Origin of the sequence: Kluyvera cryocrescens NBRC 102467 (assembly GCF_001571285.1) — a bacterium.
Classification (GTDB): Bacteria; Pseudomonadota; Gammaproteobacteria; order Enterobacterales; family Enterobacteriaceae; genus Kluyvera; species Kluyvera cryocrescens.
The window spans coordinates 1-21606 of the sequence record NZ_BCTM01000039.1; the positions used below are offsets into that span (position 1 = coordinate 1).

Below are 21606 nucleotides of genomic sequence, written 5' to 3' on the forward strand. Positions count from 1 at the left end.
GGAATCCTGGCCACTGGCTTTCAGGTACTTCACGTAGTTATGCAGGCCGCTGATGGAGAGCGCGTCGGGATCCAGCGCCACCACGCCCAGCTTATCTGGCGTGAGGGTGGTTTTCCAGGTGCCGCTAACCGTCTGCGTACCGGTGATCTGTTTAGGATCGCTCAGGTTGGACTCATCCACCTGCGACAGGCGCCACACCTTCTGTTCGTTATCAAACTTCGCGCTGGCGGCATAACGTACGGACTGTAAACGACGCTGGTCGTTGAAGGCATAGATGCTCACGCCTCCCAGTTCATCGTTGCCTTTGACGCGTTCGATATAGACAAAGCTGTGGCCATCTTTCGCCCACATCCCCTGCTGAGTAGACAGCAGCGAGCCGCCGTACATCTGCTGAGCGCGGTAGTTACGCGCCATCTGCTCACCCTGCGGTGCCACCCATTCGCCCATCGCCATGGTCAGCAACACCAGCGGAATAGCCGTTTTCATCACCGCCAGGGCAACCTGCATCCGGGTAAAGCCGGATGCCTGCATCACGACCAGCTCGCTGCGCTGTGCCAGCATACCCAGCCCCAGCAAAGCTCCCAGCAGCGCGGCCATGGGGAAGAAGATCTGCACATCTTTTGGCGCGCTGAGAATGGTATATAACCCAGCGCCCAGCGCGTCATAGCTCCCCTGCCCCGCCTTTTTCAACTGGTCGACAAACTTGATGATGCCGGAGAGCGACACCAGCATGAACAAGGTCATCATGATGGTGGTAAAAATGGTCTTGCCGATATAGCGGTCAAGGACACCAAATGGCTGCATTATACCGCTCCTCTCTGCGTGAAACGGGCGCGGATCCGGCGCATAGGGATGGTATCCCACAGGTTTAGCGCCACGGCCAGAGCGAAGTAGAGCACGTTCACCGTCCACATCCATAGTCCAGGGTCAATTTTGCCTTTACCCGCATTAGACTTCAGCGAGGTTTGCAGCAAGAAGAACACCAGGTAGAGCAGCATGGCCGGCAGCATCGACAGCACGCGCCCCTGACGCGGGTTCACCACGCTCAGCGGAACGACCATCAGCGCCATAATAAAGACCGTCGCTACCAGCGTGAAACGCCAGTGCAGCTCGGCACGGGCACGGCTGGTATCGGTTTTCCACAGCGTGCTCATGCTCATCTGTTCGGTATCGGTAGGATCCGATGCCACCGCCTGATGACCAATCACCGCCTTGTAGTTTTTAAAATCGGTAATGCGGAAGTCGCGCAGCAAGGCGGTGCCTTCAAAGCGGGTCCCCTGGTTTAACGTTACCACCTGAGAGCCGTCTTTATGCTGAGAGAGCTGGCCAGAATCCGCCACCACCACCGACGGCCGCGCGCTGCCTTTTGGACGAAGCTGCGCCAGGAAGACATCATGGAAATTCGCGCCTTTTACGCCTTCGATAAACAGCACCGCATTGCCATCGCTGGATTGCTGGAACTGCCCTTGCGCCAGCGCTGCCATGCCCGGGTTGGCCTTGGCTTCTGACAGGACTTCATCCTGATGCCGGGACGACCACGGCCCCGCCCACATCACGTTTACGGCAGCGACAATCCCGGTGAACAGAGCCAACACCATCGCCGCTTTAATCAGTACTGCTTTACTCAGGCCACACGCGTGCATGACCGTAATTTCACTTTCGGTATACAGTTTGCCCAGCGTCATTAATAGACCCAGGAACAGACTCAGCGGAAGGATAAGCTGCGCCATTTCAGGCACGCCGAGTCCCAGCAACGAGAGCACCAGGTTTGTCGGGATATCACCGTCAACCGCTGCCCCCAGAATCCTCACCAGTTTCTGACAAAAGAAGATCAGAAGCAGGATGAAGAGGATGGCAAGCTGGCTTTTTAGCGTCTCCCGCACCAGATATCGTATGATTATCACTATAAATACGCCCGTAAAAACCCGTCTTATTGCAGGAAAATAGCTTGTTTCATGGCTTAAACGTCATTTATTCTCTTGAGTCGTCGAAAACATCGCTAAGATTAAATGACTCAGCGGTTTCACGTTTCAGGAAATGTTCTGACGCGCCAACACCGTAATAACGTTAAGATTAACACGAAGTCACCGCAACAGCGGAAATGAGTTACGTAAGCTTGCAATTCTATCCGTAGCCACCGCCGTTGTCTTTAAGATTCAGGAGCGTAGTGCATGGAGTTCAGTGTAAAAAGTGGTAGCCCGGAGAAGCAGCGGAGTGCCTGTATCGTCGTGGGCGTATTCGAACCACGCCGGCTCTCTCCCATTGCCGAACAGCTCGATAAAATCAGCGACGGCTATATCAGTGCGCTGCTGCGCCGCGGCGAACTGGAAGGCAAACCGGGGCAGACCTTATTGCTGCACCACGTACCAAACGTGCTGTCAGAGCGTATTCTGCTGATTGGCTGCGGCAAAGAGCGTGAGCTGGACGAGCGCCAGTACAAGCAGGTTATTCAGAAAACAATCAACACCCTGAATGATACTGGTTCGATGGAAGCGGTCTGCTTCCTGACCGAGCTGCACGTGAAAGGCCGCAACAATTACTGGAAAGTCCGCCAGGCGGTTGAAACAGCAAAAGAGACGCTGTACAGCTTCGATCAGCTGAAAACCAACAAAAGCGAGCCTCGTCGCCCGCTGCGTAAAATGGTCTTCAACGTGCCAACCCGTCGTGAACTGACCAGCGGCGAGCGCGCCATTCAGCACGGTCTGGCCATTGCCGCCGGTATCAAAGCGGCAAAAGATCTCGGCAACATGCCGCCAAACATCTGTAATGCCGCTTACCTTGCCTCTCAGGCGCGCCAGTTGGCTGATTCTTACAGCAAAAACGTCATCACCCGCGTCATCGGCGAACAGCAGATGAAAGAGCTGGGGATGCACTCCTATCTTGCGGTCGGCGACGGTTCACAAAACGAATCCCTGATGTCGGTCATCGAGTATAAAGGCGTGGCATCGGAAGACGTTCGTCCTATCGTGCTGGTCGGTAAAGGCCTGACCTTCGACTCCGGCGGTATCTCCATCAAGCCTGCCGAAGGCATGGACGAGATGAAATACGACATGTGCGGTGCGGCGGCGGTGTACGGCGTGATGCGCATGGTGGCGGAACTTCAGCTACCGATTAACGTTATTGGCGTACTGGCCGGCTGTGAGAACATGCCGGGTGGGCGTGCATATCGTCCAGGTGACGTGCTGACCACCATGTCCGGTCAGACCGTGGAAGTGCTGAACACCGATGCCGAAGGCCGTCTGGTGCTGTGTGACGTTTTAACTTACGTTGAGCGTTTTGAGCCAGAAGCGGTGATTGACGTCGCCACCCTGACCGGTGCCTGCGTGATTGCCCTGGGCCATCACATCACCGGCCTGATGTCGAACCACAACCCGCTGGCGCACGAGCTGATTGGCGCGTCCGAGCAGGCGGGTGACCGCGCATGGCGTCTGCCGCTGGGCGACGAATACCAGGAGCAGTTAGAGTCTAACTTTGCGGATATGGCGAACATCGGCGGTCGTCCTGGCGGTGCTATCACCGCGGGCTGCTTCCTCGCGCGCTTTACCCGTAAATATAACTGGGCTCACCTGGACATCGCCGGTACCGCATGGCGTTCTGGCAAAGCGAAAGGCGCGACCGGACGTCCGGTGGCGCTGCTATCCCAGTTCTTACTTAACCGCGCGGGTTTTAACGGCGAAGAGTAAGGCTGTCAGGCCGGATGGCGCCACGCTTATCCGGCCAATGAACAGCACGCAGTTGGCTTGATAAGGCGCTTACGTCGCCCTCAGGCAATAAGGCCGGGTCAACCGGCCTTGCATTTAAATCCACCACAAGAAGCCCCATATATGAAGAATGCAACGTTCTATATTCTGGACAACGACACCACCGTCGACGACCTCAGCGCCGTCGAACAGTTAGTGTGTGAAATTGCCGCAGAACGTTGGCGAGCAGGCAAGCGCGTGCTCATCGCCTGTGAAGACGAACAGCAGGCCATTCGCCTGGATGAAGCGCTGTGGACGCGCCCACCGGAAAGCTTTGTGCCGCATAATCTGGCAGGAGAAGGTCCGCGTGGTGGTGCCCCGGTCGAGATTGCATGGCCTGCGAAGCGTAACAGCAGCCCTCGCGATATACTGATCAGTCTGCGGGTAAATTTTGCAGATTTTGCCACCGCTTTCACAGAAGTGGTAGACTTCGTCCCTTACGAAGAAACTCTGAAACAACTGGCACGCGATCGCTACAAAGCCTACCGCGTGGCTGGTTTTAACCTGAATACGGCAACCTGGAAATAATGGAAAAGACATATAACCCACAAGATATCGAACAGCCGCTTTACGAGCACTGGGAAAAGCAGGGCTATTTCAAGCCTAACGGCGATGAAAGCAAAGAGTCCTTCTGCATCATGATCCCGCCGCCGAACGTCACCGGCAGTTTGCATATGGGTCATGCTTTCCAGCAGACCATCATGGACACCATGATCCGCTATCAGCGCATGCAGGGTAAAAACACCCTGTGGCAGGCTGGTACTGACCACGCGGGCATTGCGACCCAAATGGTGGTTGAGCGTAAAATTGCCGCAGAAGAAGGTAAAACCCGTCACGACTACGGTCGCGATGCCTTTATCGATAAAATCTGGCAGTGGAAAGCGGAATCCGGCGGCACCATTACCCGTCAGATGCGTCGTCTCGGCAACTCTGTTGACTGGGAGCGCGAGCGCTTCACCATGGACGAAGGCCTTTCCAATGCCGTGAAAGAAGTCTTTGTCCGCCTGTACAAAGAAGATCTGATTTACCGTGGCAAGCGCCTGGTCAACTGGGACCCGAAACTGCGCACCGCCATCTCTGATCTGGAAGTGGAAAACCGCGAGTCTAAAGGCTCAATGTGGCATATCCGCTATCCGCTGGCTGACGGCGCGAAAACCGCTGACGGTAAAGATTACCTGGTGGTCGCCACCACCCGTCCGGAAACCATCCTCGGCGATACCGGCGTGGCCGTGAACCCGGAAGATCCACGCTACAAAGATCTGATCGGCAAATTCGTGATTCTGCCGCTGGTCGATCGCCGTATTCCAATCGTTGGCGATGAACACGCCGATATGGAAAAAGGCACCGGCTGCGTGAAAATCACCCCTGCGCACGACTTTAACGACTATGAAGTCGGTCGTCGCCATGCGCTGCCGATGATCAATATTCTGACCTTTGATGGCGACATTCGCGAAACCGCAGAAGTGTACGACACCAAAGGCGAAGAGTCTGACGTTTACTCCAATGCTATCCCGGCCGAGTTCCAGAAGCTGGAACGCTTTGCTGCGCGTAAAGCGATTGTTGCTGCCATCGACGCGATGGGCCTGCTGGAAGAGATCAAACCACACGACCTGACCGTCCCTTACGGCGATCGCGGCGGCGTGGTTATTGAGCCAATGCTGACCGACCAGTGGTACGTACGTGCCGACGTGCTGGCGAAGCCTGCCGTGGAAGCGGTAGAAAACGGCGATATCCAGTTCGTGCCGAAGCAGTATGAAAACATGTACTTCTCCTGGATGCGTGATATTCAGGACTGGTGTATTTCTCGTCAGCTGTGGTGGGGTCACCGTATCCCGGCATGGTATGACAACGACGGTAACGTCTATGTTGGCCGTACCGAAGAAGAAGTGCGTAGCGAAAACAACCTCGGCGCCGACGTTGCGCTGCGTCAGGACGAAGACGTTCTCGACACCTGGTTCTCCTCCGCGCTGTGGACCTTCTCTACCCTGGGCTGGCCGGAAAATACCGACGCGCTGCGTCAGTTCCACCCAACCAGCGTGATGGTTTCCGGCTTCGACATCATCTTCTTCTGGATTGCCCGCATGATCATGATGACCATGCACTTCATCAAAGATGAAAACGGCAAACCGCAGGTTCCGTTCCATACCGTCTACATGACCGGTCTGATTCGCGACGATGAAGGGCAGAAGATGTCCAAATCCAAGGGTAACGTAATTGACCCACTGGATATGGTTGATGGTATTTCTCTGGCCGACCTGCTGGAAAAACGTACCGGCAACATGATGCAGCCGCAACTGGCTGAGAAAATTGCCAAGCGTACCGAGAAGCAGTTCCCGGACGGCATCGAACCACACGGTACCGACGCCCTGCGTTTCACCCTGGCGGCACTGGCCTCTACCGGCCGTGATATCAACTGGGATATGAAGCGTCTGGAAGGTTACCGTAACTTCTGTAACAAGCTGTGGAACGCCAGCCGCTTCGTGCTGATGAATACCGAAGATCAGGATTGCGGCTTCAACGGCGGTGAAAAAACGCTGTCGCTGGCGGATCGTTGGATCCTCGCAGAATTCAATCAGACCACCAAAGCGTACCGCGAAGCGCTGGATAACTTCCGCTTCGATATCGCCGCGGGTATTCTGTATGAGTTCACCTGGAACCAGTTCTGTGACTGGTACCTGGAGCTGACCAAACCGGTAATGAACGGGGGTTCTGAGTCTGAACTGCGCGGCACCCGTAACACGCTGGTGACCGTCCTGGAAGGCCTGCTGCGTCTGGCGCACCCAATCATTCCATTCATCACCGAGACCATCTGGCAGCGCGTGAAGGTCATTTGCGGCAACACCGCTGACACCATCATGCTGCAGCCGTTCCCGGCGTACGATGCGTCCCAGGTTGATGAAGCGGCTCTGGCCGATACCGAATGGCTGAAGCAGGCGATCGTTGCCGTGCGTAACATCCGCGCGGAAATGAACATCGCTCCAGGCAAACCGCTCGAACTGCTGCTGCGCGGTTGCAGCGAAGAAGCGATTCGTCGCGTTAACGACAACCGTAGCTTCCTGCTGAACCTGGCGCGTCTGGAGAGCATCACTCTGCTGCCTGCGGATGACAAAGGCCCGGTTTCCGTGACCAAAATCATCGACGGCGCTGAGCTGCTGATCCCGATGGCTGGCCTCATCAACAAAGACGATGAGCTGGCGCGTCTGGCGAAAGAAGTGGCGAAAATCGAAGGCGAAATCAGTCGTATCGAAAACAAACTGTCTAACGAAGGCTTTGTGGCGCGCGCACCGGAAGCGGTGATTGCCAAAGAGCGTGAGAAACTGGACGGTTACGCGGAAGCAAAAGCGAAGCTGATTGAACAGCAGGCGGTTATCGCCGCGCTGTAAGGCCCCAGGACGGAGCCTGTCGGTTTCCCGGATACGCAACGCTTATCCGGCCCGCAGGCCCCTGAAAATCGGGAGGAGAAGTACAGCGCCATCCGACACGGCCACCCAATAAAAGCCTCTGACCCCATGGCTCAGAGGCTTTTTGTTGAATTATCCTCGCTTGCGCTTCCCCTCCCGGCAGTGTTATTAACTGCATATGTTCCACGTTTATGTCATGAGTTTGCTATGAGTGTTGTTACTCCCGTTGCTGCGACCCTTCGCCGAATAATGGCTGAAGATAATGCTGCTATCGCCTCCGTCATTCGTCAGGTATCGGCCGAGTATGGTTTGACCGCGGATAAAGGCTATACGGTAGCCGACCCTAATCTGGACGAACTGTTCGACGTTTATAGCCAGCCAGGTGCGGCGTATTGGGTGATTGAACAGAATGGTGAGATTGTTGGCGGCGGTGGCGTTGCCCCGCTCAGCTGTAGCGAACCGGGCATTTGCGAACTGCAGAAGATGTATTTTTTATCCCGCGCGCGCGGGCAAGGTCTGGCGAAGAAACTCGCGCTGACGGCGCTGGAATATGCCCGTGAGCAGGGCTTTAAGCAATGCTATCTGGAGACAACGGCATTTCTGACGGAGGCCATTCGTCTGTATGAACGTCTTGGTTTTGCACACATTGCCGAACCGCTAGGCTGTACCGGCCACGTCGACTGCGAAGTGAGAATGCTAAAACCCCTTTGAGCGTTCAAAGGGGTTCCCGGTTTACTGCATTTCAGGCGATAGCGCTAAACGAACGACGCCCGCGGCATTCGCTTCCGGCAGCGCCAGAACCTGCGACCAGAAATCCTGCACCAGTCCACAGGCCACTTTCTCTTTGCCGACACCTTTGTTCGGATCGGACATGATGTCGATATCCTGCCCGTAACGCTGTACCAGCCCCGGGCCAATAGCCTGCATATCCGCCAGCGCCTGCTGTTTTTCCTGCGGCGTCACCGTGTGTTTATTTGGCCCGTAGGCGGCACGCATCATCCGCGCATCGCTCTCGGTACGGCGAGCGAGGACTTCATGCGAAATCACCTTCACCGGGTTGATACCGCCTTTGACCGCAGGGAACAGGAAGCGGAAGCACACATCATCACCGCTGGCCTGTGCTTGAGCAATCTGCTCAAGGTTGATTTTCATATACTCAACCACGTTGGCATCAGGAGCTTGCTGTAGGCGAGCCATCTGTAGCTGTAGAATTTGCGGCTGGATGGCATCGATAATCTGCTGCTGATCTTTGCCCGCCTTTTTCATCTGCACCGACAGTTCAAGAATATGCTGCCAGAACGCCGGGTCCTGTTCCTTGATAACCTGGAACGTCGGCATCGCCATCATCGCCGATTCGAATTTCTGCTCTTCGGTCTGTCCATAATCCGGGCTCATGCGCGGTATGAGATAGTGCACGTCAAACAGATTCCAGCCTATAATCGCCACCACAAAAATCACGGCGCCGGCGGCCTTCCCAACCCAACCCTTTTTACGAAACACGCCAACTATCACGGCAATCACCGCACCAATGTAGCCGGCCAAAATTACGTGAGCCCAGTTCATTAACCATCCTTATTCCAATCAATAGTTCTACCGGGGATTATATTTCCCCTTTATGAATGTTGATTATTGCGGCAACGGACGGGTATTTCCAGCCACCAGATTTTCATCTGCGAGGGCGTTGACGATTCAGGGAAGTGGGGAAACGGCGCAAACGCGCCGGGACACAAGGCTATACAGGCACACCACTGTGAAAGCGGAACTCGTCATCGGCAGAGGTAATCAGCGCCGCCTCGACTTCACCAAAGAAACGCACGCGCTCGCTGATATCACCGGCGGCAATCTGCTCGGCCAGCGTCAGGTAGTCCTGATAATGCCGCGCTTCTGAGCGCAGTAGCGACAGATAAAACGCCTGCAAATCGTCATCCAGATACGGTGCCAGTGCGGCAAATCGTTCGCAGGATCGCGCTTCGATGTAGGCACCGCAAATCAACTTATCAATCAGCGTTAGCGGTTCGTGGGTACGCACCTCTTTGAGCATACCTTTCGCGTAGCGACTGGCGGTGATTTTCACATAGGGAATGTCACGGCGCTGCATGGCTTCACGCACCTGCCAGAAGTGGTGCAGTTCTTCTTTAATCAGCAGCACCATGCTGTCGATAAGCTGACGCCCCCACGGGTCGTCGGTTTTCGGCATCACGCCTTTGCCTATCTGTTTGTTCAGCGCCGCAAAATCGGGCTCTTCGCCGTCGCGAAAGGTGAATGCTTCATACGGCTTTAGCCATTCCAGAAGCGCCTGAGAGCCCTCTTTATCCGCCACATATTTACGCACCATCAGCATCGCGGTTTGCGCCGCTTTGAGCTCGCACACCAGGTGATCAGTCAGCAGCAGAGGAAGATTTTCAGGTAAGCGCGCTTGATCCAGCCACGCCTGAGGCGTTTTGCAGTGCAGGAAGCGATAAACAGGGGAGAGTATTTGCGGGTAGTCCATTCCGGGATCCTTGACCTACGGCAGCGGGTGCTGCCGTAGGGAATCAAGATGACTTAGTGGCGAACGCCATCGTCGTCTTCGTCGACTTCATCTTCGTCGTCGTCACCTTCTTCACCGTTAGGATCTTCGTAGTAGGTGCCCCACCCGTCGTAATCGACTTCAAATTTCTCAGCCAGATTCATCAGCTGCTCAACCTGAGCGTCAATAAGCTCAGCGTTCAGCGCACATTCGCTGAGAATATCGCAGCAGATGACGGTATCGCCCTCTTCCACTTCCAGCTCTTCCGGTTCGGTCACTTCGTAACCCATCTTGAACGCTTCAACCGCCGCTTTTTCCAGGCTTTCGAAATCGTCTGCAGAAAGGTGGTGTTCAATGGTGTACAGCGCGTCAGGATCGCTGCCGTCTTCCAGCAGTTCTTCAATGATCAGACGTGTTTCTTCACGCTGTTCTTCCAGGTGTTCCGGGTTTGCCATGGCTCGTTCCTCATAATGTGGCTGATACTCTTATTGTCACATACCGTTGCCATTGCCTCCACCTTTCCGATAAAGATTTGTTATTGGGGTTGCAAATGAATATTCATCCATATAAAGTGAATTTTAATTCAATAAGTGGCTTGAGCCAGGTGAGGGAAAAATGTCTAGTCTGTATAAAAAGCACTTCTTAAAATTACTCGATTTTACCCCTGCAGAAATCACCACCCTGCTGCAACTCGCGGCAAAACTCAAAGCGGATAAAAAGAACGGCACGGAGTCGCCGAACCTGACCGGTAAAAACATCGCGCTCATCTTCGAAAAAGACTCAACCCGTACACGATGCTCTTTCGAAGTTGCCGCTTACGATCAGGGCGCTCGCGCCACTTATCTCGGATCCAGCGGTAGCCAGATTGGCCACAAAGAGTCGATCAAAGACACCGCCCGCGTGCTGGGTCGGATGTATGACGGTATCCAGTACCGTGGCTACGGCCAGGAGATCGTCGAAACGCTGGCGGAATATGCCGGTGTCCCGGTGTGGAACGGCCTGACCGACGAATTCCACCCAACCCAACTGCTGGCAGACCTGCTCACCATGCAGGAGCACTTGCCGGGCAAAGCGTTCAACGAGATGACGCTGGTGTACGCCGGTGATGCGCGTAACAACATGGGTAACTCAATGCTGGAAGCCGCAGCGTTAACCGGTCTCGACCTGCGTCTGGTTGCGCCGCAAGCGTGCTGGCCGGAAGCGAGCCTGGTCGCGGAATGTAAAGCATTGGCGCAGAAGAATGGCGGTAATGTCACGCTGACCGAAGATATTGCCAGCGGCGTGAAGGGCGCGGACTTTATCTATACCGACGTATGGGTATCGATGGGCGAAGCCAAAGAGAAATGGGCCGAACGTATCGCCCTGCTGCGCGATTATCAGGTCAACAGCGCGATGATGAAGCTAACCGGCAACCCGCAGGTCAAATTCCTGCACTGCCTGCCAGCGTTCCATGATGACCAGACCACGCTGGGTAAGAAAATGGCAGCAGAGTACGGTATGCATGGCGGGATGGAAGTGACCGATGAGGTCTTTGAATCTGCGGCGAGCGTGGTGTTTGATCAGGCGGAAAACCGGATGCACACCATCAAAGCCGTAATGGTGGCGACGCTGTCGCAGTAATTCTCCTCATTCAGTGAAAACGCGGGGAACCGTTGTTCGCTTCACCCAGGCCCTCTCATCCTTTCAGAGAGAGGGCCGGAGTCAGGATTAGCCTCACGCCACCAGCAGTTTAATCACCGCTTTACGGACTTTCGCCGGCTGGCCCACCGCGCACAGCGGTTTATGGACTTCGCCTGGGTAGAAGACCACGAAGTCACCTTCGCTCATCACCACCATTTTTTCCTCGCCGCCTTCCGGCAGGAAAGCGATGTCTTTATCCGCCAGCCAATCGGTCTCCGGCTTGCCCGCAGGCAGCACGCTAAATGACATCCCTTCCTGGCCTTTCAGCACCACCTGAATATCCAGGTAACGCGCATGATATTCCGCACGGCGTTCGGCAAACGGCTCAGTCATGTTTTCTGAGATCAGATAAAACAGACGGTTGCCGTCGATGTCATATTTCCCTTCCGGGGTTTCGTCGGTGACGTTAGCCTGGAGATGGACAATCGCCTGACGCAGTTCTTCCGGCAGCCATGACTGCAGGTGATGGATGTTGCCAATAATCATGATGACTCCGCAAATAAAACAATGTTTCAATTTTCAGTTGTTATACGTAATTTCGCGTTACCATACCACTACTTTTTGTCATGACTCTTGCCGCGAGCGCGTTAGCGCACGCTTTGCACCTTTATTCACTACAGGGAATTTAAATTCATCACAATCAACTAACCATTCAATAAGAATCGTTTTCGTCGCGTGAATTGTGAATTCCCCCCTTGATTGCCGGATAAAGCTGCGTATAATTCCGCTCCGTTTGCCAGGAGGAAATATGGTTCAGTGTGTACGACATCGCGTCTTACCGCGTCTGAAAACAGACGCTGGCCTGCCGTTTTTCCTTTCCGTTGCATCCGTATTCGTAAAGCCCCTTATTTAAGGGGCTTTTTTTTTGCGCCGTCGTCAGGAGATAAACATGGCTAATCCGCTGTATCAAAAACACATCATTTCCATAAACGATCTCAGTCGCGAAGACCTGGAACTGGTGCTGGCCACCGCGGCAAGGCTGAAAGCACATCCACAGCCGGAGTTGCTCAAGCATAAAGTTATCGCCAGCTGTTTCTTCGAGGCTTCGACGCGTACCCGTCTATCTTTTGAAACCTCAATGCACCGTCTGGGGGCGAGCGTGGTCGGCTTCTCCGACAGCGCCAATACCTCGCTTGGCAAAAAAGGCGAAACGCTGGCCGACACCATCTCGGTCATCAGCACCTATGTGGATGCCATCGTCATGCGTCATCCGCAGGAAGGGGCAGCGCGTCTGGCGACCGAGTTCTCCGGCGGCATTCCAATCCTGAACGCTGGCGACGGCGCTAACCAGCACCCGACGCAAACGCTGCTCGACCTGTTCACCATTCAGGAAACCCAGGGGCGTCTGGAAAACCTCAATATCGCGATGGTTGGAGACCTGAAATATGGCCGTACCGTCCACTCGCTGACTCAGGCGCTGGCGAAATTTAACGGCAACCGCTTCTACTTTATCGCCCCAGATGCGTTGGCGATGCCGCAGTACATCCTCGATATGCTGGACGAAAAAGGCATCGCCTGGAGCCTGCACAGCGCCATTGATGAAGTGATGGCCGAAGTCGACATTCTCTACATGACCCGCGTACAGAAAGAGCGCCTGGACCCGTCAGAATACGCCAACGTCAAAGCGCAATTCGTACTGCGCGCCGCCGATCTTGAAGGCGCACGCGACAATATGAAAGTCCTGCACCCGCTGCCGCGCATTGATGAGATCACCACCGATGTTGATAAAACGCCGCACGCCTGGTACTTCCAACAGGCCGGTAACGGCATCTTCGCCCGCCAGGCGTTACTGGCACTGGTACTGAATAGCGAACTGGATTTGTAAGGGGAAATGACGATGACACACGACAACAAATTGCAGGTAGAAGCCATCAAACGTGGCACCGTGATTGACCATATCCCGGCACAGGTTGGCTTTAAGCTGCTGACGCTGTTCAAGCTGACCGAAACCGATCAGCGCATCACCATCGGTTTGAACCTGCCGTCCGGCGAAATGGGACGTAAAGATCTGATTAAGATTGAAAATACCTTTCTGACCGACGAGCAGGTGAACCAGCTTTCGCTGTATGCCCCGCAGGCGACCGTTAACCGAATCGACAACTATGAAGTGGTGGGAAAATCGCGCCCAAGCCTGCCGGAGCGCATCAACAATGTGCTGGTATGCCCGAACAGCAACTGCATCAGTCATGCCGAACCCGTTTCATCAAGCTTTGCAGTGAAAAAACGCGCCGATGACATTGCACTCAAATGCAAATACTGCGAAAAAGAGTTTTCTCATTATGTGGTGCTGGCCAACTAATTGCGGTTGGTATTGAAATCTAGCGTATCTATAATGGCTAACACCTTATTACTGCAGTTCATCTGGAGATATCATGAGCAAGACTATTGCGACGGAAAAGGCACCAGCAGCTATCGGCCCATACGTTCAGGGCGTTGACCTGGGCAGTATGGTTATCACTTCCGGTCAGATCCCGGTAAACCCGAAAGACGGTAGCGTGGCGGAAGATGTATCCGCGCAGGCTCGTCAGTCGCTGGAAAACGTAAAAGCTATCGTTGAAGCCGCCGGCCTGAAAGTGGGCGATATCGTGAAAACCACCGTTTTCGTGAAAGATCTCAATGATTTCGCGACCGTTAACGCCACTTACGAAGCGTTCTTCACCGAGCATAACGCCACCTTCCCAGCGCGCTCCTGCGTTGAAGTCGCGCGTCTGCCGAAAGACGTGAAAATTGAAATCGAAGCGATCGCCGTTCGTCGCTAATTTCATGCAGTATAAGAAAAGGCAGCCAATGGCTGCCTTTTTGTTTTTATCGCCGACCGGTCGTCAATTACTGCCAGCCATAGCGGCGGCTGAAGAAGCCTTTCACCATCTGAGTGAAGGTCATATAACCCACCAGAATCGCCACCAGCCATGGGAAGTAGCTCAGCGGCAGCGGCTGCAATTGCAGGTAGCTTGCCAGCGGTGAGAACGGCAGCGCAATACCCACCGCCATCACCACCAGGGTCATAGCAAACAGCGGCCATGCGGCACGGCTCTGCACGAATGGTATACGGCGGGTACGGATCATGTGCACAATCAGCGTCTGCGACAGCAGCCCTTCAATAAACCATCCGGACTGGAACAGAGTCTGCATTTCCGGCGTATTGGCCTTAAACACCCACCACATCAGGCAGAACGTCAGAATATCGAAGATCGAACTGATCGGCCCGAAGAACACCATAAAGCGGCCAAGATCCGCCGGGTTCCAGCGCTGTGGTTTCTGAATCTGTTCGTCATCGACGTTATCAAACGGCAGCGCCACCTGGGATACATCGTACAGCAGGTTCTGAATCAGCAAGTGTAACGGCAGCATCGGCAGGAACGGCAGGAAGGCGCTGGCCACCAGCACGCTAAAGACGTTACCAAAGTTCGAGCTGGCGGTCATTTTGATGTATTTGAGCATGTTAGAGAAGGTGCGACGCCCTTCAATCACCCCTTCTTCCAGCACCATCAGGCTTTTTTCCAGCAGGATGATATCAGCCGCTTCGCGGGCGATATCCACCGCACCGTCCACGGAAATACCAATATCCGCCGCCCGCAGCGCCGGCGCATCGTTGATACCGTCGCCCATAAAGCCGACCACGTGCCCTTCGCGTTTGAGCAACGTAACAATGCGCTCTTTATGCATCGGCGTCAGGCGGGCAAACAGCGTGGTGCGCTGCGCCAGCTGGGCCAGCTCGTCATCGCTCAAATGCTCAATATCGCTACCAACAATCACTTCGCCCGCATCCAGCCCAACTTCATGGCACACTTTCGCCGCCACCAGCTCGCTGTCGCCGGTCAGGATTTTGACGGTGATACCGCTGGCCTTCAGCGCCTTCAGTGCAGGCGCAGTCGTCTCTTTCGGCGGATCGAGGAACGCAATGTAGCCTTCGAGGATCAGGTCGGACTCATCAATACGCTGGTAGTCACCTTCCCGCGCCGGGAGAAATTTGCTGGCCACCGCCACCACGCGCAGCCCCTGGCGGTTCAGAGTATCCGTGACACGCTTAATGCGACGCAGCATGGTCTCATCCAGCGGCACCACTTCACCGTTGTGATAAACCTGCGTACAGACGTTGAGGATCTCCTGCAACGCCCCTTTGCAGATCAGTTTATGAACGTCCGCTTTTTCACTCACCACCACCGACATTCGACGACGTTCGAAATCAAATGGAATTTCATCCACCTTTTGCCAGTCGCTGGAGAGCTGACGCGCCGCCACTTCATCGACCCCTTCCAACACCGCCGTGTCGAGCAGATTTTTCAACCCAGTCTGGTAATGGCTATTTAGCCACGCGGTGTGCAGCACGCGTTCGCTGACTTTGCCGGAAACGTCGGTATGGTTTTCCAGCACGATTTTGTCCTGGGTCAGCGTCCCGGTTTTATCGGTGCAGAGAATATCCATCGCGCCAAAGTTCTGGATAGCGTCGAGGTGCTTCACGATCACTTTTTGTTTGGACAGCTTCACCGCCCCGCGCGCCAGCGTTGAGGTGACGATCATCGGCAGCATTTCCGGCGTCAGGCCGACGGCCACCGACAGCGCGAACAGCGCCGCTTCCCACCAGTCGCCTTTGGTGTAGCCGTTAATCACCAACACAATCGGCGCCATCACCAGCATAAAGCGGATCAGCAGCATGCTGACGCGGCTGATGCCTTTCTGGAACGCGTTCGGTTCGCTCTCCTGCTCGCTGACCCGGCCGGCCAGTTGACCAAACCAGGTGTTGGCACCGGTGGCAATCACCATCGCCTGTGCGGTACCGCTCACCACGTTAGTGCCCATAAAGCACAGCGTGTCGCACTCAAGCGGGTTCGTCTGCTGAGGTTCGCGGGTTTTGGCGACCTTTTCGACCGGCAGCGATTCGCCGGTCAGTGACGCCTGAGCGACAAACAGATCGCGCGCCTGAATCACGCGCAGATCGGCCGGGATCATATCCCCCGCGGCGAGTTTGATGATATCGCCGGGCACCAGCTGATCGATAGGTAGCTCAAGCCAGCCGCTCTCGCCTTTGTCATTGGTGACGCGCAGCACCGTTGCGGTATTGCTGACCATCGCTTTCAGCGTGTCGGCGGCCTTGGTGGAACGTGCCTCCTGTACAAAATTCAGCAGGGTGGAAATCCCCACCATCAGCACGATCACCGCGGCGGCGAACAGATCCTCCGTGGCATAGGAAACGGCGGCCAGCACGGTCAGCAGGATATTGAATGGATTGCGGTAGCACAGCCACAGATGTACCCACCACGGCTGCGGCTGCTGTGCCGGCAGTTGGTTTTCACCGTGGACAGCGAGCGCCTGTTCCACTTCCGCCGCATTCAGCCCTTCCGGGTGGCTGTTAAACGCCTGCCAAAGCTCCTGCTCGCTGAGCTGGGCCATTTTCAGGCAGTGTTCACTCAGCGATGGCGGAATGGGCGTATTGGCAACGCTTTGCTGGGTTGGCATAGGGTCGCGCTGAACCAAACGGCGCGGCAAATGGCGGCCAAGCTGTGCAAACAGCTGCCGGGTTAAATTTTTCAGCATAAAAAGTCCCCCGCGCTCGTCTCAGACGAACGCAGTCGATCCAACGGGCACGGATAAACCCAAGCCTGTTGGCAATCATTTTTTATTGCAGGGACATGAAATGGGATGTCACTGCCTCACAGCATCGGTAAGGCAGCAAAAACTGGCTTACCGGAAAATTACTCTCGCGCAGGAGAGAGGTGTGGGATCGGGATCCATAACGCCTCCGGTAAGTTAGGTAAGAAAAACGCCGCGAATTATACGGAGAAAATCATAAGGTGTGTGACCATTAGAGCGATATAATAACGGATGGCAATTCAACGGCACGTAAACCATCAGGTTTAACGATAGAAATTATTCACGCGAGGCAACTATATGCTGGAAAATCGACTGACCATCAAAGATATCGCTCGTTTGAGTGGCGTCGGTAAATCCACCGTTTCCCGCGTGCTGAATAATGAGAGCGGCGTCAGCGACCGCACCCGCGAGCGTGTCGAAGAGGTCATGCAGCAGCACGGCTTCTCCCCTTCCCGCTCAGCGCGCGCCATGCGTGGGCAAAGCGATAAAGTGGTCGCCATTATTGTCACCCGTCTGGACTCACTTTCGGAAAACCTCGCCGTACAAACCATGCTGCCCGCCTTCTACGAGCAGGGCTATGATCCCATCATGATGGAGAGTCAGTTTTCGCCGGACAAAGTGGTGGAGCATCTGGCAATGCTGAAGCGCCGCAATATCGACGGCGTGATCTTATTTGGCTTCACCGGCGTGACCGAAGAGATGTTGACCACCTGGCAGTCAACGCTGGTGCTGGTCGCGCGTGATGCCAGCGGTTTTACCTCCGTTTGCTACGACGATACCGGCGCGATTAGCCAACTAATGCAGCGACTGTTCGATCTCGGGCATCGCCACATCAGCTTCCTGGGCGTTCCCACCAGCGATGCCACCACCGGCCAGCGTCGTCATGACGCGTATCAGGCCTTCTGTAAACAGCACCACCTCACGCCGACCGCCGCCCTGCCGGGTCTGGCAATGAAGCAAGGCTATGATTTTGCCCGTCAGGTCATCACCCCAGAAACCAGCGCGCTGATTTGCGCGACCGATACCCTCGCGCTGGGGGCCAGCAAGTATCTTCAAGAGCAGCGCATCGACAATGTCCAGCTAGCGAGCGTGGGTAACACCCCCCTCACCAAGTTCCTGCACCCGGAAATTATCACCGTCGATCCCGGCTATGCCGAGGCGGGACGCCGCGCCGCAGAACAGCTCATTGCCCAGATAGGTGGCAAGAGCGAGCCCCATCAGATAGTGATCCCCGCGATCCTGGCCTAAGCTTAATATCAGCTTTAATGTGATCGTCGCGACGTTTCGGGAACGTTCCCATTTTCCCGAAAACCTAAACCCGGTACGCTTATCTCCAGCGTGTTAATTACGGTTTTGATCCTGAGTCCGTCAGGCTGCCAGACTCAAGCAGCCTGAAGTGGCGGGTATCGGGGAGATCTCACCTCTGTTTTAAGGCCCTATAATGAGCAAAAAAATAGAACAAAAAAACATCGATAAACTTATCGAACTGGTCGGCGGGCGCGACAACATCGCCACCGTCAGCCACTGCATCACGCGTCTGCGCTTCGTGCTAAACGACCCGGCAAAGGCCAACCCAAAAGCCATCGAAGAATTGCCGATGGTGAAAGGCTGCTTTACTAACGCCGGTCAGTTCCAGGTGGTTATCGGCACCGAAGTGGGCGACTACTATGAGGCACTGCTGGCCACCACCGGTCAGAAATCTGCGGATAAGGAGCAGGCCAAACTGGCGGCCCGTCAGAACATGAAATGGCACGAGCAGATGATTTCGCACTTCGCCGAGATCTTCTTCCCGCTGCTGCCGGCGCTTATCAGCGGGGGTTTGATCTTAGGCTTCCGTAACGTCATCGGCGACCTGCCGATGAGCAACGGCCAGACGCTGGCGCAAATGCACCCGTCTTTGCAAACCATCTATGACTTCTTATGGCTGATTGGCGAAGCCATCTTCTTCTATCTGCCGGTCGGTATCTGTTGGTCGGCGGTCAAAAAGATGGGCGGTACGCCAATTCTCGGTATCGTCCTCGGCGTGACGCTGGTTTCTCCACAGCTGATGAACGCCTACATGCTGGGTCAGCAGGTGCCTGAAGTGTGGAACTTCGGTCTGTTCACCATTGCTAAAGTCGGCTATCAGGCGCAGGTTATCCCGGCGCTGCTGGCTGGTCTGGCGCTGGGCTTTATTGAAACCCGTCTAAAACGCATCGTTCCTGACTACCTTTATCTGGTCGTCGTCCCGGTGTGCTCGCTGATTCTGGCCGTCTTCCTCGCCCATGCCCTGATCGGTCCGTTCGGCCGCTGGATTGGTGATGGCGTGGCCTTCGCCGTGCGTCACCTGATGACCGGCAGCTTCGCACCGGTCGGCGCTGCGCTGTTCGGTTTCCTGTACGCACCGCTGGTCATCACCGGTGTGCATCAGACCACGCTGGCGATTGATATGCAGATGATTCAAAGCATGGGCGGTACGCCGGTCTGGCCAATGATCGCGCTGTCTAACATCGCGCAGGCTTCTGCCGTTGTCGGCATCATCATTTGCAGCCGTAAGAGCAACGAGCGTGAAATTTCCGTCCCGGCGGCTATCTCTGCCTATCTGGGCGTTACCGAACCGGCGATGTACGGGATCAACCTGAAGTACCGTTTCCCAATGCTCTGCGCGATGATCGGTTCCGGTATTGCGGGCCTGCTGTGCGGTCTGAACGGCGTGCTGGCGAACGGCATCGGCGTTGGCGGCCTGCCGGGCATCCTGTCCATTAAGCCGACCTTCTGGGGCGTTTATAGCATTGCGATGGTTATCGCCGTCGTGGTGCCGATTATCCTCACCATGGTGGTGTACAAGCGCAAACTGCGCCAGGGCACGCTGCCGGTCTAAGTCTCACCTTTGTTCGGGGCGCAATTGCGCCCCTTCGCCTTCTTCAAGGACAACCTCATGAATACACTTCCTCACTGGTGGCAAAACGGCGTTATCTACCAGATTTACCCGAAGAGTTTCCAGGACACCACCGGCCGCGGTACGGGAGATCTGCGCGGTGTGACCTCACGTCTGGATTATCTGCAAAAGCTCGGCATTGACGCCATCTGGCTGACGCCGTTCTACGTTTCGCCGCAGGTCGACAACGGCTACGACGTGGCCAACTACACGGCGATCGACCCCTCTTACGGTACGCTCGACGATTTCGATGCGCTGATTGCCGAGGCGCATCAGCGCGGGATCCGCATCGTGCTCGACATGGTGTTGAACCACACCTCAACCCACCACGCGTGGTTTAAGGAATCGCTGAATAAAGAGAGCCCGTACCGCCAGTTCTACATCTGGCGTGACGGCACGCCGGAAACGCCGCCGAACAACTGGCGCTCGAAATTTGGCGGTAACGCCTGGCAGTGGGATGCCGCCAGCGGGCAATACTATCTGCATCTGTTTGCCACCGAGCAGGCCGATCTCAATTGGGAAAACCCAACGGTACGCGATGAGCTGAAAAAGGTCTGCGAATTCTGGGCCGATCGCGGTGTAGACGGCCTGCGTCTCGACGTGGTGAACCTGATCTCCAAAGATCAGTCCTTCCCCAATGATGACCAGGGCGATGGCCGCCGTTTCTATACCGATGGTCCGCGCGCCCATGAATTCCTGCAAGAGTTCAGCCGCGATGTGTTTACCCCGCGCGGGCTAATGACCGTCGGTGAAATGTCCTCCACCTCGCTGGAAAACTGCCAGCAGTACGCCTCGCTCGACGGCAAAGAACTGTCGATGACCTTTAACTTCCACCACCTCAAGGTCGATTACCCCGGCGGTGAGAAGTGGACGCTGGCGCGCCCGGACTACGTGGCGCTGAAATCGCTGTTCAGCCACTGGCAGCAAGGGATGCACAATCGAGCGTGGAACGCGCTGTTCTGGTGTAACCACGACCAGCCGCGCATTGCCTCACGTTTTGGCGATGAAGGTGAACACCGGGTGACCGCGGCCAAAATGCTGGCGATGGTGCTGCACGGCATGCAGGGCACGCCGTACATCTATCAGGGCGAAGAGATTGGCATGACCAATCCGCATTTCGCGACGATCGCACAATATCGCGACGTAGAAAGCCACAATATGTACGCCGAGCGGCTGGCCGAAGGGCAAAGTGCCGACGAGCTACTGGCGATCCTGGCCAGTAAATCCCGCGATAACAGCCGGACGCCAATGCAGTGGGACGCCAGCACGAACGCCGGGTTTACCCAGGGCGAACCGTGGATTGGCGTCTGCGATAACTATGCGGATATCAACGTCGAACGCGCGCTGGCGGACCCAGACTCGGTGTTCTATGCCTATCAGCAACTGATTACACTGCGTAAATCGCAGCCGGTGCTGACCTGGGGCGATTATCAGGATCTGCTGCCTGAGCATCCGTCGCTGTGGTGCTACCGCCGCCAGCACCATGGGCAGACGCTGCTGGTGCTAGCCAACCTTGGCGCTGAGCCGCAGGCGTGGCAGCCGTCGGACGCGTTGGCCGACGGTCACGTCTTGATGAGCAACTATCCCGATGCCGCGCAAAAACCGGCGGCAATGACGCTACGCCCGTTTGAAGCAATCTGGTGGCTTCTGGGCTAAGTCTCCGGCCCGGTAGCCTTGTGCTGCCGGGCCTGTCTGCATCACGCTGTTTTACGGCCATTTTTGTACATTTATTACGCAGTAAAATTTACATATCCCCTCAGCGCCTGT

General features: G+C 55.5%; 20 protein-coding genes. 13 read left to right on the plus strand and 7 right to left on the minus strand.

The annotated features are described in order from the left end of the window. Both lptG and lptF read right to left on the minus strand, forming a co-directional pair. Positions 1-804: LPS export ABC transporter permease LptG (gene lptG / locus KCR01S_RS20530; protein ID WP_061284866.1), on the minus strand; the 804-nt coding region annotated here is incomplete at its 3' end. Further along, positions 804-1904: an LPS export ABC transporter permease LptF gene (lptF, locus tag KCR01S_RS20535; protein WP_061284867.1), complete on the minus strand. Its 1101-nt coding sequence runs from the start codon at positions 1902-1904 to the stop codon at positions 804-806. The genes lptF and lptG, both read right to left, overlap by 1 nt. 267 nt (positions 1905-2171) lie before the next feature. On the opposite strand from lptF, the gene pepA reads away from it, so the two are divergent. The 4 genes from pepA to KCR01S_RS20555 all read left to right on the plus strand — a co-directional run bounded on the left by pepA (position 2172) and on the right by KCR01S_RS20555 (position 7852). Next, entirely contained in the window at positions 2172-3683 is a 1512-nt protein-coding gene (pepA, locus tag KCR01S_RS20540; RefSeq protein ID WP_052282401.1) for a leucyl aminopeptidase, read from the plus strand. Between the two features lie 141 nt (positions 3684-3824). Continuing rightward, positions 3825-4268 carry a DNA polymerase III subunit chi gene (gene holC, locus KCR01S_RS20545; protein ID WP_052282402.1) on the plus strand — a complete coding sequence of 148 codons (444 nt, stop codon included), beginning with the start codon at positions 3825-3827 and terminating at the stop codon, positions 4266-4268. Then, positions 4268-7123: a valine--tRNA ligase gene (locus KCR01S_RS20550; protein ID WP_061284868.1), complete on the plus strand. Its 2856-nt coding sequence runs from the start codon at positions 4268-4270 to the stop codon at positions 7121-7123. The genes holC and KCR01S_RS20550 overlap by 1 nt, the downstream gene beginning before the upstream one ends. Positions 7124-7348: 225 nt before the next feature. After that, positions 7349-7852, plus strand: coding sequence for a GNAT family N-acetyltransferase (locus KCR01S_RS20555; protein ID WP_061284869.1), 504 nt, complete (start codon positions 7349-7351; stop codon positions 7850-7852). 21 nt (positions 7853-7873) lie between these two features. Here the strand turns inward: KCR01S_RS20555 and KCR01S_RS20560 are convergent, their stop codons facing one another. The 3 genes from KCR01S_RS20560 to rraB form a co-directional block, all read right to left on the minus strand. Further along, positions 7874-8704: a hypothetical protein gene (locus KCR01S_RS20560; protein ID WP_061284870.1), complete on the minus strand. Its 831-nt coding sequence runs from the start codon at positions 8702-8704 to the stop codon at positions 7874-7876. 169 nt (positions 8705-8873) lie between these two features. Next, on the minus strand, positions 8874-9632 hold the full coding sequence (gene miaE / locus KCR01S_RS20565) for a tRNA isopentenyl-2-thiomethyl-A-37 hydroxylase MiaE (RefSeq protein ID WP_061284871.1): 759 nt from the start codon (positions 9630-9632) through the stop codon (positions 8874-8876). 53 nt (positions 9633-9685) lie between these two features. Beyond that, the gene (gene rraB / locus KCR01S_RS20570; protein WP_052282407.1) at positions 9686-10105 is read right to left on the minus strand and encodes a ribonuclease E inhibitor RraB; all 420 of its coding nucleotides are present in this window, start codon (positions 10103-10105) and stop codon (positions 9686-9688) included. A gap of 95 nt (positions 10106-10200) precedes the next feature. Here rraB and argL point away from each other — a divergent pair, with 95 nt between their 5' ends. Further along, the gene (argL, locus tag KCR01S_RS25895; protein WP_373880250.1) at positions 10201-10296 is read left to right on the plus strand and encodes a putative translational regulatory protein ArgL; all 96 of its coding nucleotides are present in this window, start codon (positions 10201-10203) and stop codon (positions 10294-10296) included. Further along, positions 10266-11270, plus strand: coding sequence for an ornithine carbamoyltransferase (argF, locus tag KCR01S_RS20575; RefSeq protein ID WP_061284872.1), 1005 nt, complete (start codon positions 10266-10268; stop codon positions 11268-11270). The genes argL and argF overlap by 31 nt, the downstream gene beginning before the upstream one ends. A gap of 93 nt (positions 11271-11363) precedes the next feature. Here argF and KCR01S_RS20580 read toward each other — a convergent pair whose 3' ends face one another. Beyond that, entirely contained in the window at positions 11364-11816 is a 453-nt protein-coding gene (locus tag KCR01S_RS20580; RefSeq protein ID WP_061284873.1) for a YhcH/YjgK/YiaL family protein, read from the minus strand. Positions 11817-12078: 262 nt separating this feature from the next. Between KCR01S_RS20580 and KCR01S_RS24505 the strand changes: the two genes are divergently transcribed. The 4 genes from KCR01S_RS24505 to ridA all read left to right on the plus strand — a co-directional run bounded on the left by KCR01S_RS24505 (position 12079) and on the right by ridA (position 14089). Beyond that, on the plus strand, positions 12079-12183 hold the full coding sequence (locus KCR01S_RS24505; protein WP_072351778.1) for a pyrBI operon leader peptide: 105 nt from the start codon (positions 12079-12081) through the stop codon (positions 12181-12183). Positions 12184-12219: 36 nt separating this feature from the next. Next, positions 12220-13155 (plus strand): aspartate carbamoyltransferase, encoded by a 936-nt coding sequence (gene pyrB, locus KCR01S_RS20585; RefSeq protein WP_061284874.1) that lies wholly within the window; start codon positions 12220-12222, stop codon positions 13153-13155. A gap of 12 nt (positions 13156-13167) precedes the next feature. After that, positions 13168-13629 (plus strand): aspartate carbamoyltransferase regulatory subunit, encoded by a 462-nt coding sequence (gene pyrI, locus KCR01S_RS20590; protein ID WP_061284875.1) that lies wholly within the window; start codon positions 13168-13170, stop codon positions 13627-13629. A 73-nt stretch (positions 13630-13702) separates the two neighbouring features. Continuing rightward, positions 13703-14089 (plus strand): 2-iminobutanoate/2-iminopropanoate deaminase, encoded by a 387-nt coding sequence (gene ridA / locus KCR01S_RS20595; protein WP_061284876.1) that lies wholly within the window; start codon positions 13703-13705, stop codon positions 14087-14089. A 67-nt stretch (positions 14090-14156) separates the two neighbouring features. On the opposite strand, the gene mgtA is transcribed toward ridA, so the two are convergent. Beyond that, entirely contained in the window at positions 14157-16865 is a 2709-nt protein-coding gene (gene mgtA, locus KCR01S_RS20600; protein ID WP_061284877.1) for a magnesium-translocating P-type ATPase, read from the minus strand. A 357-nt stretch (positions 16866-17222) separates the two neighbouring features. Here mgtA and treR point away from each other — a divergent pair, with 357 nt between their 5' ends. The 3 genes from treR to treC all read left to right on the plus strand — a co-directional run bounded on the left by treR (position 17223) and on the right by treC (position 21495). Continuing rightward, positions 17223-18170, plus strand: coding sequence for a trehalose operon repressor TreR (treR, locus tag KCR01S_RS20605; protein WP_061284893.1), 948 nt, complete (start codon positions 17223-17225; stop codon positions 18168-18170). 193 nt (positions 18171-18363) lie between these two features. Continuing rightward, entirely contained in the window at positions 18364-19782 is a 1419-nt protein-coding gene (gene treB / locus KCR01S_RS20610) for a PTS trehalose transporter subunit IIBC (RefSeq protein WP_061284878.1), read from the plus strand. A gap of 57 nt (positions 19783-19839) precedes the next feature. Then, positions 19840-21495: an alpha,alpha-phosphotrehalase gene (treC, locus tag KCR01S_RS20615; RefSeq protein WP_061284879.1), complete on the plus strand. Its 1656-nt coding sequence runs from the start codon at positions 19840-19842 to the stop codon at positions 21493-21495. Positions 21496-21606: the final 111 nt, after the last annotated feature.